Raw genomic sequence first — 13,973 nt, forward strand, 5'->3', positions numbered from 1 at the left:
TTGGCGGAAACGGAGGGATTCGAACCCTCGATGAGGCTCTACACCCCATACTCCCTTAGCAGGGGAGCACCTTCGGCCACTCGGTCACGTTTCCAGTGGTTCAAATTATAGCTCAGGCTTGGTCCAGATCGAAGGCTTTGTGCAGGGCGCGCACCGCCAGTTCCATGTATTTTTCGTCGATCACGACCGAGGTCTTGATTTCGGAAGTCGAGATCATCTGAATGTTGATGCCCTCTTCGCTCAAGCTGCGGAACATCTTGCTGGCCACACCCACATGGCTGCGCATGCCGATGCCGACGATCGACACTTTGCAGATCTTGGCGTCACCCGACACCTCGGCCGCGCCCAGTGAGGGCAGCACTTTTTCTTTGAGCAGGTCGATGGTCTTGGCATAGTCGTTGCGGTGCACCGTGAAGCTGAAGTCGGTCTTGCCGTCTTTGCTCAGGTTCTGGATGATCACGTCCACTTCGATGTTGGCATCGGCCACGGCGCCCAAAATTTGGTAAGCGATGCCAGGCTTGTCGGGCACGCCGAGCACGGAAATTTTGGCTTCGTCGCGGTTGAATGCGATGCCGGAAACGACGGCTTGTTCCATTTGTTCGTCTTCCTCAAAAGTGATCAGGGTGCCAGATGCGGCTTCTTCGTTGATGTCGATGTCCCAGGGCGTGAAGCTCGACAGCACGCGCATGGGCACTTTGTATTTGCCCGCAAATTCGACAGAGCGGATTTGCAGAACCTTGGAGCCCAGCGATGCCATCTCCAGCATTTCTTCAAAGCTCACGGTGTGCAGGCGACGGGCTTCGGGCACCACGCGGGGGTCGGTGGTGTAGACGCCGTCCACGTCGGTGTAGATCAGGCATTCATCGGCTTTCATGGCAGCGGCCACGGCCACGGCCGAAGTGTCTGACCCGCCACGGCCCAGCGTGGTGATGTTGCCATCGTTGTCCACGCCCTGAAAGCCGGTGATGATGACCACTTTGCCGGCGGCCAAGTCGGCGCGCACACGCTCGTCGTCGATCGATTCGATGCGGGCCTTGGTGTAGGCGTCGTTGGTTTTGATGGCCACTTGCCAGCCTGCGTAGCTGACCGAGGGCTGGCCTTCGGCTTGCAGCGCAATGGCCAGCAACGCCGAAGACGCCTGCTCGCCCGTGGAGGCCAGCATGTCGAGTTCGCGGTTGTAAGCGGTATCGGGCTTGGCAGGAGCCAGTTCTTTGGCCAGGCCCAGCAAGCGGTTGGTCTCACCGCTCATGGCGCTGGGCACCACCACGATCTGGTGGCCTGCACGCGTCCATTTGGCCACGCGCTTGGCGACATTGCGGATGCGCTCGGTCGAGCCCATCGAGGTGCCGCCGTATTTGTGAACGATCAAAGCCATGTGTAGTTTGGATAAATGAAAAAAGGGAATTTGCCCTCAGCAAAACCCGTCAATTGTAGCAACCGGGCTGACGCCCAGATGACCGCTTGGCCCCCCCGCTGTGGGTGCGCAAACACTGGGGTCAGTGCGCGCGTCGGCTGGCCACTGGCCTCAGGGGCTCAGGAATTTCAAACCGACGCCATCACGCTCGACAAAGCCCTGCCCCACCTTGAGGTGCAGACAGTGGCCACGGGTGGTGCAAGCCGCCACTTGGTCGAGCAGTTCATACAGCTGCGCAGTGCTCGGCGTGGTGCTGTGGTGCTGCCGCAGCCAGTGGCGCAGCACCAAGGCCTGGCGGGCGCGGCTGAGCGCCTGCAGAGCCCGGATGCGGGGGGGCACGCCCACTTGCACGAGGTCTTGCGCCGCGACCTCATGGAGGACCTCTTGCGCCTGCGCCGCATGGGCGGCACTGCGGGCAAAAGTCTCGCGAAAAGCCGGCAAGGCCTCGGCCAAAGCGGGCAAAACACGCGCTCGGATGCGGTTGCGGGTGAACTTCTCGTCGGTGTTGCTGGGGTCTTCCACCCAGTTTTGACCCTGACTTTGCAGCCACTCGCGCAAAGCGGCTCCTGGCAAAGCCAGCCACGGGCGGTGCCAGTTCAGGCCCTGGCGTTGCCACTGCCTAGGCATGCTGGCCAAACCGGGCAGACCCGCACCGCGCGACAAGGCAATCAACAAGGTTTCGATCTGGTCGTCGGCGTGCTGGGCCAAGGCCACATCGCGCACCTCGGGCCATTGCGTCTGCACAGCTTCTGCCAGCGCGGCATAACGGGCCTGACGGGCGGCGTCTTCCGGGCTTTGGCCCAGCGCATGACCTGCCTGCACCCGCCGCACGGCCAGCGGCACCCCCAAATGCAGGCACAGGGCTCGGCAATGGGCTTCGAAATCGTCGGCGGCCGCTTGCAGGCCATGGTGGATGTGCACCGCCCTCACCTGCCCAGGCCAGCGCCGGGCGCAGGCCACCAGCAGCGCGGTGGAGTCTGCCCCGCCGCTGAACGCGACGGCAAAAGGAAGGCCCGGGCTGAAATCAGCCAGGGCCTGTTCGGGAGAAGGTGTCCGAAGCGCTGCCATGGGGAAAACTTGCGGCTGCGCAGCGGGTTTCACAAGAAATTTATTTGCCCGCTTTGGTGTCGGTGAAGCGGCCGTAGCTGTTCAGGCGCTCGTAGCGGCGCTCCAGCAGTTCTTTGGGTTTGAGGTCGGCCACTTGGCGCCAGGCATCGCCCAGAGCGCGTTTGAGGAAGGACACCATCTGGTCGGTATCGCGGTGGGCACCACCCACAGGTTCATTGACGATCTTGTCGACCAAGCCCAAGGCCTTGAGGCGGTGCGCCGTGATGCCCAAAGCGTCGGCAGCCACTTCGGCCTTTTCGCTGGTTTTCCACAAAATGGAGGCGCAGCCCTCAGGACTGATGACCGAATAGACCGAGTACTGCAGCATCAACACTTGGTCAGCCACCGAAATGGCCAAGGCACCACCGGAGCCGCCTTCGCCGATGATGGTGGTGATGATCGGGACTTCGAGTTGCGCCATCTCAAAAATATTGCGGCCAATGGCTTCGGATTGGCCCCGCTCTTCGGCATCGATGCCGGGGTAAGCGCCAGGTGTGTCCACAAAGGTGAAGACGGGCAGCTTGAATTTTTCGGCGGTCTTCATGAGGCGCAGCGCTTTGCGGTAGCCCTCTGGCTTGCTCATGCCAAAGTTGCGCAGCGTGCGCTCTTTGGTGTCGCGCCCTTTTTGTTGGCCCAGCACCATGCAGGCTTGGCCATTGAAACGGGCCAAGCCGCCCACGATGGACAAATCGTCGGCAAAGTGGCGGTCGCCGTGCATCTCGACAAAGTCAGTGAAGATGCCGTTGATGTAATCCAGCGTGTAAGGACGCTCGGGATGGCGCGAGATTTTGGTGACCTGCCAAGGGCTCAGGTCGCTGTAGATGTCTTTGGTCAGTTGCTGGCTTTTTTTGCTCAGCTGCTCGATTTCGAGGGTGATGTCCACCGCCGACTCGGTTTGCACATAGCGCAACTCTTCGATCTTGGCTTCGAGTTCGGCAACAGGTTGCTCAAAGTCGAGAAATGTTTTTTTGGCCAAGTTGGACTCCTCTCTTCTGGTTCCGGGTGGACGTGGTGTCCAGCCCCTCAATACGCCACTGGCACGGGGTCCAGCGAGCGCCAAATATACCAAGTTGCCACGGTGGAATACGGGCTCCAGGCTTGTGCGACTTCTCGGGCGTCACTGCGGCTGACGGGTTCACCCGAAAAATAATTGCGGCTGATGCCGTTGATCAAGCCCACATCGTCGAGCGGCAGCACATTGGGCCGCAGCAGATGAAAGATCAAAAACATCTCGGCCGTCCAGCGGCCAATGCCGCGAATCGCCACCAACTCGTCGATGATCGCCTCGTCGTCCATCTCGTGCCAAGCCTTGACATGCACCGTGCCCGAGCTGAAGTGCACGGCCAGATCGACCAGGTACTCGACCTTGCGAGCCGACAAACCCGCAGCGCGCATGTCGTCCACTTTGAGTTTGAGCACAGCGGCTGGCGTCAGGCGCTTGGACAGGGCAGAAAACCGGTCCCACACCGATTGGGCGGCCTTGACCGAAATTTGCTGGCCCACGATGGAGCGGGCCAAGGTCACAAATGCGTCGCCCCGGGTTTCGAGAATGGCATCGCCAAACTGGGGGATGAGTTTTTTCATGACCCGGTCTTTTTTGGCCAGGTGCGCACAGGCCTCCGCCCAGTAAGCGGGCGTCACAGGGATCACCTCCAGGCTGGGGCTGAGCGTCACGGCGCTGCCTCCCAGGTTGTGCCAGCAGACGAGTCTTTCAGCACGATGCCTTGCGCCAGCAAATCGTTGCGGATGCGGTCGGCTTCGGCAAAGTTTTTGGCCTTCTTGGCGTCTGCTCGGGCTTGAATTTGGGCCTGAATGGCCGCTTCATCCAAACCAGCCCCCGCCTGCAGGTACACCGTGGGGTCGGTCTGCAGCAAGCCGAGCAAGCCGCCCAGCGCTTTGAGCAGGCCCGAACGCTCGGCCGATCCACTGCGGTTGGCTTCGCCCGCCAACTCGAACAAAACGGCCACCGCCTCGGGCGTGCCAAAGTCTTCGTCCATGGCGGCTTTGAAGCGGGCGGCCAAAGGGTCAGTCCAGTCGATTTTCACCTGTGCGGGCGGCACCGCTTGGAGCGCGGTGTACAGGCGCTTCAAAGCGCCTTTGGCGTCGTTCAGGTGCACGTCGCTGTAATTGAGCGAGCTGCGGTAATGGCTGCGCACAATGAAAAAACGCACTGTCTCGGCATCAAACTCCTTGAGCACATCGCGGATGGTGAAAAAGTTGCCCAGGCTCTTGGACATTTTCTCGTTGTCCACATTGATGAAGCCGTTGTGCATCCAAAAACGGGCCAGAGGCTGCCCGTTGGCGCCTTCGCTTTGGGCGATTTCGTTTTCGTGGTGCGGAAACTGCAGGTCAGCGCCACCGCCGTGGATGTCAAAAGTCTGGCCCAAAAGCTCGCAAGCCATGGCCGAGCACTCGATGTGCCAGCCGGGGCGGCCCGTGCCAAAAGGGCTGGCCCATTTCACGTCTTCGGGCTCGGTGGGTTTGGCGCTTTTCCAGAGCACAAAGTCGAGCGGGTCTTGTTTGTCGGTTTCCACGGCCACACGCTCACCGGCATTCAACTCGTCGAGTGACTTGCCAGACAACTTGCCGTAACCCGCAAACTTGCGAACCGAATAGTTCACGTCGCCATTGCCCGCACGGTAGGCCAAGCCTTTTTGCTCCAGCGTGCCGATCATGCTGAGCATCTGGGGCACGTAATCGGTGGCGCGGGGTTCGTGCTGGGGGCGCTCGATGCCCAGGGCGTCGGCGTCTTGGTGCAGCGCATCGATCATGCGGTCGGTCAAACCGCGGATGGTTTCACCGTTTTCCAGGGCGCGTTTGATGATCTTGTCGTCGATGTCGGTCACGTTGCGCACATAAGTGACCTGGTAGCCACTAGCCTTGAGCCAGCGCTGCACCACATCGAAGGCGATCATCGAGCGGGCGTGACCCAGGTGGCACAGGTCGTACACAGTCATGCCACACACGTACATGCGCACATGACCGGGCTCGGCCGGTGAAAAATCGGAAACAGCACGGCTGAGCGTGTTGAAAATGCGCAAACTCATGTCAGATCGAAAAAATGGCGGTCAACAAAAGCCGCTTGGGGCGCTGCGCACCCGAGGCCGTTGGCTCAGGCAACGGCGGCAAAACGGCTCAAAAAAGCCAGCGCGCACGGGGCTGGCGGCACCTTTCGGCACACGGAAAACCGCAGAGGGCTCCGCTACAATGACCGCTCAGTATATCCCCGAGCCAAGGCCTCTGGTGCTCTTTTTGAGCCGGCCTGCGCCACCCCCAGCGGCTCGGTAGCGTCTTTTTTCACCCCCCTCTTTCTTTGGGTACGCATGCGAACCTGGCTCAGTTGGACGGTTTTATTCACCCTGTGGACTTGCAGCCTGGGCGTGCGGGCCGATGTGTACACCGATGTCAACGCTTTGGTGCAAAACGGCCAATGGGCGCAAGCCCAAGCTTTGGCCGACGCCAGGCTCAAAACCGCCCCTACCGACCCCCAAATGCGCCTGTTGCTCAGCCGCATCCAAGCCGGCTTGGGCCAAAACCAAGCCGCCATGGCGACGCTTCTCGCCCTGACCCAGTCCTTTCCTGAATTGCCCGAGCCGCACAACAACTTGGCCGCCCTGTTGGTGAGAGACAACCGACTCGACGAAGCCTTGGCCGCCTTGCAAGCCGCCATCAGGGCCAGGCCTGACTATGCCTTGGCCCTGGAGAACCTGGGCGATCTGCACCTGGCAATGGCCGCCCAGGCCTATGCGCGGGCCCGGCTTGTCACGCCTGCCCCAACCCGTTTGCAATCCAAGCAACTGGCCACCGAACAGGTCATGAGAACCCCCTGAAACAGGATTCAGCTCGGGTCAGCTTGCAGCCCCGATGGAACACGCCCAACCACGACCGACTTCACCCATGACAACACCCCATCACACTCGCCGCTGGACCGCCCTGGCACTGAGCCTGAGCTTGCTCGCCCCTTGGAGCGCACAGGCACAAAATGCCAGCGCGCCCACCAACGCAAGCACCCCCAAAGTGCGCATCAGCACCTCCCTGGGTGACATCGAAGCCGAGCTGTACGCCGACAAGGCCCCCAAAACCGTGGCCAACTTTTTGCAGTACGTGAACGACAAGCACTACGAAGGCACGATTTTTCACCGGGTGATTGCGGGCTTCATGGTGCAAGGTGGCGGCTTCGATGCCCAGTACAAAGAAAAGAAGACCCGCCCTCCGGTGCAGCATGAAGGCCGCCAAGCCTTGGCGGGAGGCCTGAAAAACACCACCGGTACGTTAGCCATGGCCCGCACCAACGACCCTCAATCGGCCACCGCGCAGTTTTTCATCAACGTGGTGGACAACGCCTTTCTCGACCCCACCCCGATCCCCGATGGTGACCCGGTCGCCAAGTTTCAATACCAGGGCCGTGTTTACGAAAATGTGGCCCGAGCCCAACTGCTGAACGCACCCCAGCTGTTCGGCTACACCGTTTTTGGCAAAGTCACGTCCGGCATGGATGTGGTCCAAAAAATCCGCAACACGCCCACGGGCGCAGGCGGCCCCTTCCCGACCGATGTTCCCCGCACGCCGGTCGTCATCCAATCCATCACCTTGTTGAAGTAACACCATGAGCAACCCACAAGTCGAACTGCACATCACCGGCTACGGCGTCATCACCCTCGAGTTGGATGCTGAAAAAGCCCCCAAGTCGACCGAAAACTTTTTGGCCTATGTGAACAAGGGCCACTACAACAACACGATTTTTCACCGTGTGATCCCCGGCTTCATGGTTCAAGGCGGTGGCTTTGAGCCCGGCATGGGCCAAAAGCCCACCGATGCCACCATCGAAAACGAGGCCAACAACGGCCTGAAAAACGACAAGTACACCGTGGCCATGGCCCGCACCTCGGCGCCGCACTCGGCCACAGCCCAGTTTTTCATCAATGTGGCCAAAAACGACTTCCTGAACCACACCGCGCCATCCATGCAAGGCTGGGGCTATGCCGTGTTCGGCAAAGTGGTCAAGGGCTCCGAAGTGGTCGACCAAATCGAAGGCGTGAAAACCGGCAACCGCGGCGGCCACGGTGACGTGCCCAAAGAGGACGTCGTGATCGAAAAAGCCGTCGCCATCTGATGGTCTGAACCATGTCCGCTGACCCGCGCACCACAGCACCGAGCCTCGGTCGGTTGACAGCGCCAGCGGCATGGCAGACCGTGGACTTGATCTCGGACCTGCACCTGCAGGCCGCTGAACCGGCCACTTTTGAAGCCTGGCGCAACTTCATGGCCAGCACAACTGCCGATGCGGTGCTGATTCTGGGTGACTTGTTTGAAGTCTGGGTTGGTGACGATGCCGCTGAGGCTGACCCTTTTTTGCAAAGCTGCGCGCAGGTCTTGCGCCAAACCGCGCAGCGTTTGCATCTGGCCTTCATGCCCGGCAACCGGGATTTTCTGGTGGGGCCCGCTTTTCTGTCGGAATGCGGCGTTCACGCCATGCGTGACCCCTGCTTGCTGGAGTGGGGAGCGCAGCGGATTTTGCTCAGCCACGGCGATGCGCTGTGCCTGGACGACAAGGCCTACCAAGTCTTTCGACAGCAGGTGCGACACGCCGATTGGCAAACTGAATTTTTGGCCAAACCCTTGCACGAGCGCTTGGCCTTGGCACGCGCCATGCGGGCGCAAAGCGAATCCCAAAAACACAGCGGCGCGGTCTATGCCGATGCAGACCCGCTGATGGCCTTGAATTGGCTCGACGCCGCCGGGGCCGATCGGCTGGTGCATGGCCATACCCACCAAGCGGCAGACCACCCACTGGGCGCAGGGGTCCGGCATGTGTTGAGCGACTGGTCGCTCGATCACGCACCAAACCGGGCCCAGGTCTTGCGCTTGCAGCGCGAGGTTGGCTTCACACGCATCGACAAGGTGGCAGCCCCGCCCGCAGGCCAAGGCTGACGTTTTGCACCCCGGCCTTTGGGGTCAGGTGCGCAACAAATTTTTGAGCACGTTTTGCAGACGGCGGGCCGTGGCTTCGTCGTGGGCGGCGGAGAGCACCTTTGCCACATCCTGAGCCCAGGTTTCGCTGGGGCCAGGTTGGTTGCGCTGGGTCAGCAATTGCAACTGCAGGGCACGACGGTCACTGAGTTTGTCAGCGGGTGTCGGCACATCGGCCGCCATCTCCAGGCGCAACAAGGCTGTGGCCGAGGGAGCTTTGGGCTCGGCGCTCACGGCTTGTGCCCAGGCCTGACGGGTCGTGGCATTGACGCCTTTGCCCAGCTCCTGCACCGTGGGCAAAGCCTCGGCTTGGCGGGCTTGCCAGGCGCTCATCACGCGCCCCAAGGTCTCGCCGTGTGCTTGCGCGGCTAGTTTGCGCAGCGACATTTCGGCGCGCTCCAGGGCTTCGCGTTGGGCACGGAATGCCGCATCACCCAAACGCGGGCCACGGTCTTCACGCGGACCTCGGTCACCAAAACGATCACCTCCGCGTTCAGCACCGCGATCACCAAAACGGCCGGCACCTGGGCCGCGGTCGCCACCTGGGCGCGCACCACGCTCTCCAGGGCGGCCATCTCGGCGTCCATCGCGCCCGGCAGGCGCTTCTGCGCGCTTTTGGCCAGGTCGGTCGTCGCCGCGCACCGCCACCACGGGTTTGGCTGGCTTGGGGGCCACCACGGGTGCCGCAGCTGGCTCTGGGCTCGCGCAGTCCGACTCGGGGCCGGTTGTTGAAGCATCAGACTCGGCAGGCTCGCTCGCTGGGTCTTCTGCCGCAACTGCAGTCGCTGCAGCTTCATCCACTGGAGCCTCGACCACCGCCTCAGGTGTGGGCGCAGCCACAGGGGTGGCTGCAGCGGACGCGGCAGACTGAGCGGCTTGCGCCTGCAGGGCTTGGCCGCGCAGGGCAGCGTCGAGCGCGGCCATCGCGGCGCGGATCTTGGCCGCATCACCACTGGCGTTGGCCGCGTCCAGCGCTTTGGAGGCGTCAATCACCGCACGGTCATGGGCGCTCAAAGGGCCTGCAGCCTGTGGGCGATCGGTGCCTTTGCGCTGGAAGGCTTCGTCCAGCGGGGCGCGGAACACTTCCCAGAGTTTTTGTTCGGTCTTGCGGTCGAGCGGCACCGACTGCGCTTCCACTTGCCAGCGTTGTTGCAGCGCTTTGACAGCGTCGACTCGCAAAGCTGGTGCAGCGCCCACTTCGCGTGCTTCATTGATCAGGGCCTGGCGACGGTCGACACTGGCTTTTTGCGCCGCTTCGAGGCGGGCTGCTGCCGCTTTGAAAATGCCTTTCCACTGGCCCTGCATTTCACCAAAGGCTTTCTCGCTCAGGTGACCCGCATTGCGCCAGCGGTCGGCGAACTGGTGCAAGGCGCGGAGTTGAGCACGCCAGTCTTCGCTTTGCGCATTCTCTGCGGTCCAAGCCTTGACCTCGTCCATCAGCGCCACACGTTGGGCACGCTGATCGGCCGAGTCTTTTTTCATCTGCTCGAGCCAAGCCAACACGGTTTTGTAGGCCTCGTTGCAAGCCGCATCAAAGCGCTTCCACAAGGCATGGTTGGGCAGGCCACCTTGGTCAATTTGCTTCCAGCTGTCACGCAGCTGGCGCAGCTTGTCCTGCATTTTTCGGCCACCCACAGTAGGGGCTTTGTTGGCGTCCAGCAAGGCTTCGGCTTGGTTGACCAGGTCGGTGCGCACCTGATCGGCCAGCCAACGTTGCCAGCCTTCGGCGTCGCCCCCCGACGTCAAGGCCTTGTGCAAGCGCTCGTCGAGGCTGGTGTCCAGGTTCTTGCCATGGGTTTTGAGCGCGTTGCGCAAAGCAGCGACGGACTCTGCGGGCGGGGTTTCCTGGGCTTCGTTGAGTTGCTTTTCCAGCAACTCCAACACCTCGGTCACGGCCGCCATCGCTTGTTCGCGCAGGGCTTGGCGCTGGGCTGGGTCGATTTTGGGTTTGGCCGGTTTTTCGGCTTGTTCTGTTTTGACAGGCTTGGCAGGCTTGACCGATTCAGCGGCCACGGCCGCGTGCTGCGGCAATTCGCCACGCAGACGGCGGATCTCATCGGCCCACACGGGTACGGGGGGTAAGGGGGCTGCGCCGTCGTTTTGGGCCACAGCCGCCACAGCGGCGGCGGCCGAGAAACCGTCCCACACGGCCTGAAGTTGCTTGCCTGCAGCGTCCAGCTGAGGCGGGTATTTCACGTCCACGCTGGGCCAGACGCTGTTGTGCGTCAGGGCTTGGGCCTGGTTTTGCCATTGCGCCACATCGGCCAGCAAGCCGGTTTGTCCGCCCAGCGCCTCAACCAAGGACTTGGTGGATAACACCTCGATGCGCTGGGCCAATAACACGGCGGCTTCGCGCTGCACCATGACTTGGTGCTGCAGGTCTTCCACACCCTTGACCACTTCGGTCAAACGTTGCTTGAGGCCTGCCAAGGGCTCACGCGACAGCGGTGCCCCGGCTTTGGCTGCATCACGCTGCCAGGCCAGCGCATCGGCCATGTTCAGGCGCGGTGCGTTCAGCAACTGCTCGGCCTTTTGGACCCACTCGGTGGCCAAGGCTTCCTGCCCATGTAAGCGCTTGAGCTCGTCGAGCTTTTCTTTGAGCAACTTGGCCACACCTTTGTCGCGACCTGAGAGTTCGCGGTAGACCTCGGTCATCAAGTCCTCCGAAGGCTCGGTCAACAACCACTCGCGCAAGCGCGCGCTGCGCTCACCGGAAGTGGGGGCATTAAAAATCCCAGCTGTCAAAGGATCAAGGGAGGCGATGTCAAAAGGCTTGGAAGAAGTCACGGTTCAAACTTTAAAAGCACGGTGTACCCAATGGGCATACAGGCCGAAACGGCAGCACTTGACTTCGCAAGTGAACCTATCGGGCGTCAAACAGCTATTTTCGCCGTTATTTGAGCGGCAGCGGCAGTTGCCATGTTTTGAATCGCAATCTCCGAGGATTTACGCTGACAGGAATCCTCTTTATATCCTTTTATATTTTTTAATTAATTTCTTTATACTTGACTGGTTATGAAAAGTTCCTAAAATCCGCCCATCCTGAATTCATCAGGGATAACCCGACACCGCTGCCGAAACCGGCTCATCCCGCAAAAGTGCTTGCCACATCTTGCGGCTCGTGTACCCCCAACCCATCAAGTGCCTGCCGCAATCGCCGCTTGGCCTTGGCATGAGAGGAAGTGCTATGACAGCGACTTTGACTTGGACCCACCTCAAGCGGGCGGTGTCCACCCTGGCCTGCGATGTGCATGAAGGCTTTGTGGAAATCACCCGACACAGTTTGGCCGTGATTGGCTTGGCCGTGGTGGCCATCAGTTTGACACTTGTGGCCCGCCCAGGCTTGCAAGAGGTGGCCAGCGAAACCCTGATGAGCTGGCTTGAGTTGCGACAAGTGGAACAAACTGCCGTTTTGGAAACATCGACGCTCTCACCGGCATCCCGATCCACAGCAGCGCCCATGCAAAACCTGAGCAACGATCAATTGGCCGTCACCCGTTGGCTCAGCAACAAATACAAAGTTTCACCCGAACCCTTGGCCGCCTTGGTGTCCGAAGCTTGGGCCTTGGGCGAGCGCAGCCAGATCGCACCCACTTTGATCTTGGCCGTGATGGCCATCGAGTCCCGTTTCAATCCTTTTGCCTCCGGCCACCTCGGGGGCTTGGGTCTGATGCAAATTGAGCCTGAAGCCCATATCGGTGCACTGACTCCTTTCGGTGGTCGCCTGGCCGCCTTTGACCCGCTCACCAATTTAAGGGTGGGCACCCGACAGCTCCAAGCTTTGATCCAGGATGCCAGCACCTTGGAAGATGCATTGCGCTTGTATTCGCTGGCGTCCGGGCAGCTCAACAACGACACTTATGTGGACCGTGTGCTGGCCGAGCAAAAGCTCTTGGACAACCTCAGCCAAGGCGCCAAAACAGCCTCGAGCGACAAAAAAGACACCACTTTGACCAAATCACACCCCACCCACATGTGAGTGAATGGGTCGGGCAGCCCAACAGGCTGGGCTACACTTGCAGGGTGCGCGACTGGCGATAGGAGCCTGTTTTCAAAGGGAAACAGGGCACTCTGACGTGGAGCGTGGTGACCTGAGTCACTGCCGAACCACTGGGAAGCGCACAGCCTGACCCGTTGTCTTTCAGACCGGGCCAGGTTTTCAGCCGTTCGCCTGGGCAGCCCTTGTCCGTTCACGCCGGGTTCTGGTCAAGGTCACCTCCATCCAAAGGACTGCCATGTACAACCGAAACACACTCATCGAACAAACCGATCCCGAGCTGTTCGCCGCCATCCAGGCCGAAAACGCCCGCCAAGAACACCACATCGAGCTGATTGCCAGCGAGAACTACGCCTCGCCCGCCGTCATGGCCGCACAAGGCAGCCAGCTCACCAACAAATACGCCGAAGGCTACCCCGGCAAGCGTTACTACGGTGGCTGCGAGCATGTGGACGTGGCCGAGCAACTGGCCATTGACCGCATCAAACAAATCTTTGGCGCCGAAGCTGCCAATGTGCAGCCGCACTGCGGGGCATCGGCCAACGAAGCGGTCTTTTTGGCCTTCTTGAAGCCTGGTGACACCATCATGGGCATGAGCCTGGCCGAAGGCGGCCACCTGACACACGGCATGCCGCTGAACATGTCCGGCAAGTGGTTCAACGTGGTGAGCTATGGCTTGGACGCCAACGAGGCGATCGATTACGAAGCCATGGAAGCCAAGGCCCGTGAAACCAAGCCCAAGCTGATCATTGCAGGCGCTTCGGCCTACTCACTGCACATCGACTTCGCCCGTTTTGCCAAAGTGGCCAAGGAAGTCGGCGCCATCTTTTTGGTGGACATGGCCCACTATGCGGGCCTGATTGCCGCAGGCGTCTACCCCAACCCTGTCCCGCACGCCGATGTGGTCACCTCCACCACCCACAAGAGCTTGCGCGGCCCCCGCGGCGGCATCATCTTGATGAAGGCCGAGCACGAGAAAGCCATCAACAGCGCCATCTTCCCCGGCCTGCAAGGCGGCCCGCTGATGCATGTGATCGCGGCCAAAGCCGTGGCTTTCAAAGAAGCGCTGCAGCCCGAATTCAAGGCCTACCAAGCCCAAGTGATCAAGAACGCGCAGATCATTGCCAAAACCTTGACCGCTCGTGGCCTGCGCATTGTCAGCGGCGGCACCCAAAGCCACGTGATGTTGGTGGACTTGCGTGCCAAGGGCATCACCGGCAAGGCAGCCGAAGCCGCGCTGGGTGCGGCCCACATGACGATCAACAAGAACGCGATCCCGAACGACCCTGAAAAGCCGTTCGTGACCAGCGGCGTGCGCATCGGCACCCCGGCCATGACCACCCGTGGTTTCAAGGACGAAGAAGCCCGCGCCACGGCCCACTTGATTGCCGATGTGCTGGATAACCCGCTGGACGAGGCCAATTTGGCCGCTGTGCGCGCCAAGGTTCACGCCCTGACCAGCCGCTTCCCAGTCTACGGCTGATC

12 protein-coding genes, 1 tRNA gene and 1 riboswitch are annotated in these 13,973 nt (G+C 61.0%); of the genes, 6 read left to right on the forward strand and 7 right to left on the reverse strand.

Annotation, left to right across the window (positions count from 1 at the left end; genetic code table 11):
* Position 1: 1 nt before the first annotated feature.
* The 6 genes from L63ED372_RS08105 to cysS form a co-directional block, all read right to left on the reverse strand.
* Positions 2-94 (reverse strand) — tRNA-Ser (locus L63ED372_RS08105).
* 18 nt (positions 95-112) lie between these two features.
* Entirely contained in the window at positions 113-1,375 is a 1,263-nt protein-coding gene (locus tag L63ED372_RS08110; RefSeq protein ID WP_062405152.1) for an aspartate kinase, read from the reverse strand.
* 150 nt (positions 1,376-1,525) lie between these two features.
* Entirely contained in the window at positions 1,526-2,482 is a 957-nt protein-coding gene (tilS, locus tag L63ED372_RS08115) for a tRNA lysidine(34) synthetase TilS (protein WP_062405154.1), read from the reverse strand.
* A 40-nt stretch (positions 2,483-2,522) separates the two neighbouring features.
* Positions 2,523-3,497 carry an acetyl-CoA carboxylase carboxyltransferase subunit alpha gene (locus tag L63ED372_RS08120; RefSeq protein WP_062405156.1) on the reverse strand — a complete coding sequence of 325 codons (975 nt, stop codon included), beginning with the start codon at positions 3,495-3,497 and terminating at the stop codon, positions 2,523-2,525.
* Between the two features lie 47 nt (positions 3,498-3,544).
* On the reverse strand, positions 3,545-4,195 hold the full coding sequence (locus L63ED372_RS08125; protein ID WP_156343577.1) for a DNA-3-methyladenine glycosylase family protein: 651 nt from the start codon (positions 4,193-4,195) through the stop codon (positions 3,545-3,547).
* Positions 4,192-5,568 (reverse strand): cysteine--tRNA ligase, encoded by a 1,377-nt coding sequence (gene cysS, locus L63ED372_RS08130; RefSeq protein WP_062405161.1) that lies wholly within the window; start codon positions 5,566-5,568, stop codon positions 4,192-4,194. Before cysS ends, L63ED372_RS08125 begins: the two co-directional genes overlap by 4 nt.
* Before the next feature lie 276 nt (positions 5,569-5,844).
* Between cysS and L63ED372_RS08135 the strand changes: the two genes are divergently transcribed.
* From L63ED372_RS08135 to L63ED372_RS08150, 4 genes are all read left to right on the forward strand, one after another.
* Positions 5,845-6,351, forward strand: coding sequence for a tetratricopeptide repeat protein (locus tag L63ED372_RS08135; protein ID WP_062405163.1), 507 nt, complete (start codon positions 5,845-5,847; stop codon positions 6,349-6,351).
* A gap of 67 nt (positions 6,352-6,418) precedes the next feature.
* Entirely contained in the window at positions 6,419-7,123 is a 705-nt protein-coding gene (locus L63ED372_RS08140; protein ID WP_062405165.1) for a peptidylprolyl isomerase, read from the forward strand.
* A gap of 4 nt (positions 7,124-7,127) precedes the next feature.
* A complete protein-coding gene (locus L63ED372_RS08145; protein ID WP_062405167.1) occupies positions 7,128-7,634 on the forward strand; it encodes a peptidylprolyl isomerase in 507 nt (168 codons plus the stop codon).
* Between the two features lie 11 nt (positions 7,635-7,645).
* Complete coding sequence (locus L63ED372_RS08150) at positions 7,646-8,452, forward strand: UDP-2,3-diacylglucosamine diphosphatase (RefSeq protein WP_062405169.1); 807 nt, start codon at positions 7,646-7,648, stop codon at positions 8,450-8,452.
* A 24-nt stretch (positions 8,453-8,476) separates the two neighbouring features.
* On the opposite strand, the gene L63ED372_RS08155 is transcribed toward L63ED372_RS08150, so the two are convergent.
* Complete coding sequence (locus L63ED372_RS08155; protein WP_062405171.1) at positions 8,477-11,278, reverse strand: DUF349 domain-containing protein; 2,802 nt, start codon at positions 11,276-11,278, stop codon at positions 8,477-8,479.
* 400 nt (positions 11,279-11,678) lie between these two features.
* Between L63ED372_RS08155 and L63ED372_RS08160 the strand changes: the two genes are divergently transcribed.
* Both L63ED372_RS08160 and glyA read left to right on the forward strand, forming a co-directional pair.
* The gene (locus tag L63ED372_RS08160) at positions 11,679-12,470 is read left to right on the forward strand and encodes a lytic transglycosylase domain-containing protein (protein ID WP_062405174.1); all 792 of its coding nucleotides are present in this window, start codon (positions 11,679-11,681) and stop codon (positions 12,468-12,470) included.
* A gap of 38 nt (positions 12,471-12,508) precedes the next feature.
* Positions 12,509-12,675: riboswitch (ZMP/ZTP riboswitch) on the forward strand.
* Between the two features lie 51 nt (positions 12,676-12,726).
* The gene (gene glyA, locus L63ED372_RS08165) at positions 12,727-13,971 is read left to right on the forward strand and encodes a serine hydroxymethyltransferase (RefSeq protein WP_062405176.1); all 1,245 of its coding nucleotides are present in this window, start codon (positions 12,727-12,729) and stop codon (positions 13,969-13,971) included.
* The last annotated feature ends 2 nt before the right edge of the window (positions 13,972-13,973 follow it).

The organism is Limnohabitans sp. 63ED37-2 (assembly GCF_001412535.1).
Classification (GTDB): Bacteria; Pseudomonadota; Gammaproteobacteria; order Burkholderiales; family Burkholderiaceae_C; genus Limnohabitans_A.

Excerpts from the sequence above, each read along its gene's own strand:
- cysS (WP_062405161.1), bottom strand. The coding sequence starts at position 5,568 with ATGAGTTTGCGCATTTTCAACACGCTCAGCCGTGCTGTTTCCGATTTT.
- L63ED372_RS08110 (WP_062405152.1), bottom strand. The coding sequence starts at position 1,375 with ATGGCTTTGATCGTTCACAAATACGGCGGCACCTCGATGGGCTCGACC.
- L63ED372_RS08150 (WP_062405169.1), top strand. The coding sequence starts at position 7,646 with ATGTCCGCTGACCCGCGCACCACAGCACCGAGCCTCGGTCGGTTGACA.
- L63ED372_RS08140 (WP_062405165.1), top strand. The coding sequence starts at position 6,419 with ATGACAACACCCCATCACACTCGCCGCTGGACCGCCCTGGCACTGAGC.
- L63ED372_RS08160 (WP_062405174.1), top strand. The coding sequence starts at position 11,679 with ATGACAGCGACTTTGACTTGGACCCACCTCAAGCGGGCGGTGTCCACC.
- L63ED372_RS08135 (WP_062405163.1), top strand. The coding sequence starts at position 5,845 with ATGCGAACCTGGCTCAGTTGGACGGTTTTATTCACCCTGTGGACTTGC.
- glyA (WP_062405176.1), top strand. The coding sequence starts at position 12,727 with ATGTACAACCGAAACACACTCATCGAACAAACCGATCCCGAGCTGTTC.
- L63ED372_RS08145 (WP_062405167.1), top strand. The coding sequence starts at position 7,128 with ATGAGCAACCCACAAGTCGAACTGCACATCACCGGCTACGGCGTCATC.
- tilS (WP_062405154.1), bottom strand. The coding sequence starts at position 2,482 with ATGGCAGCGCTTCGGACACCTTCTCCCGAACAGGCCCTGGCTGATTTC.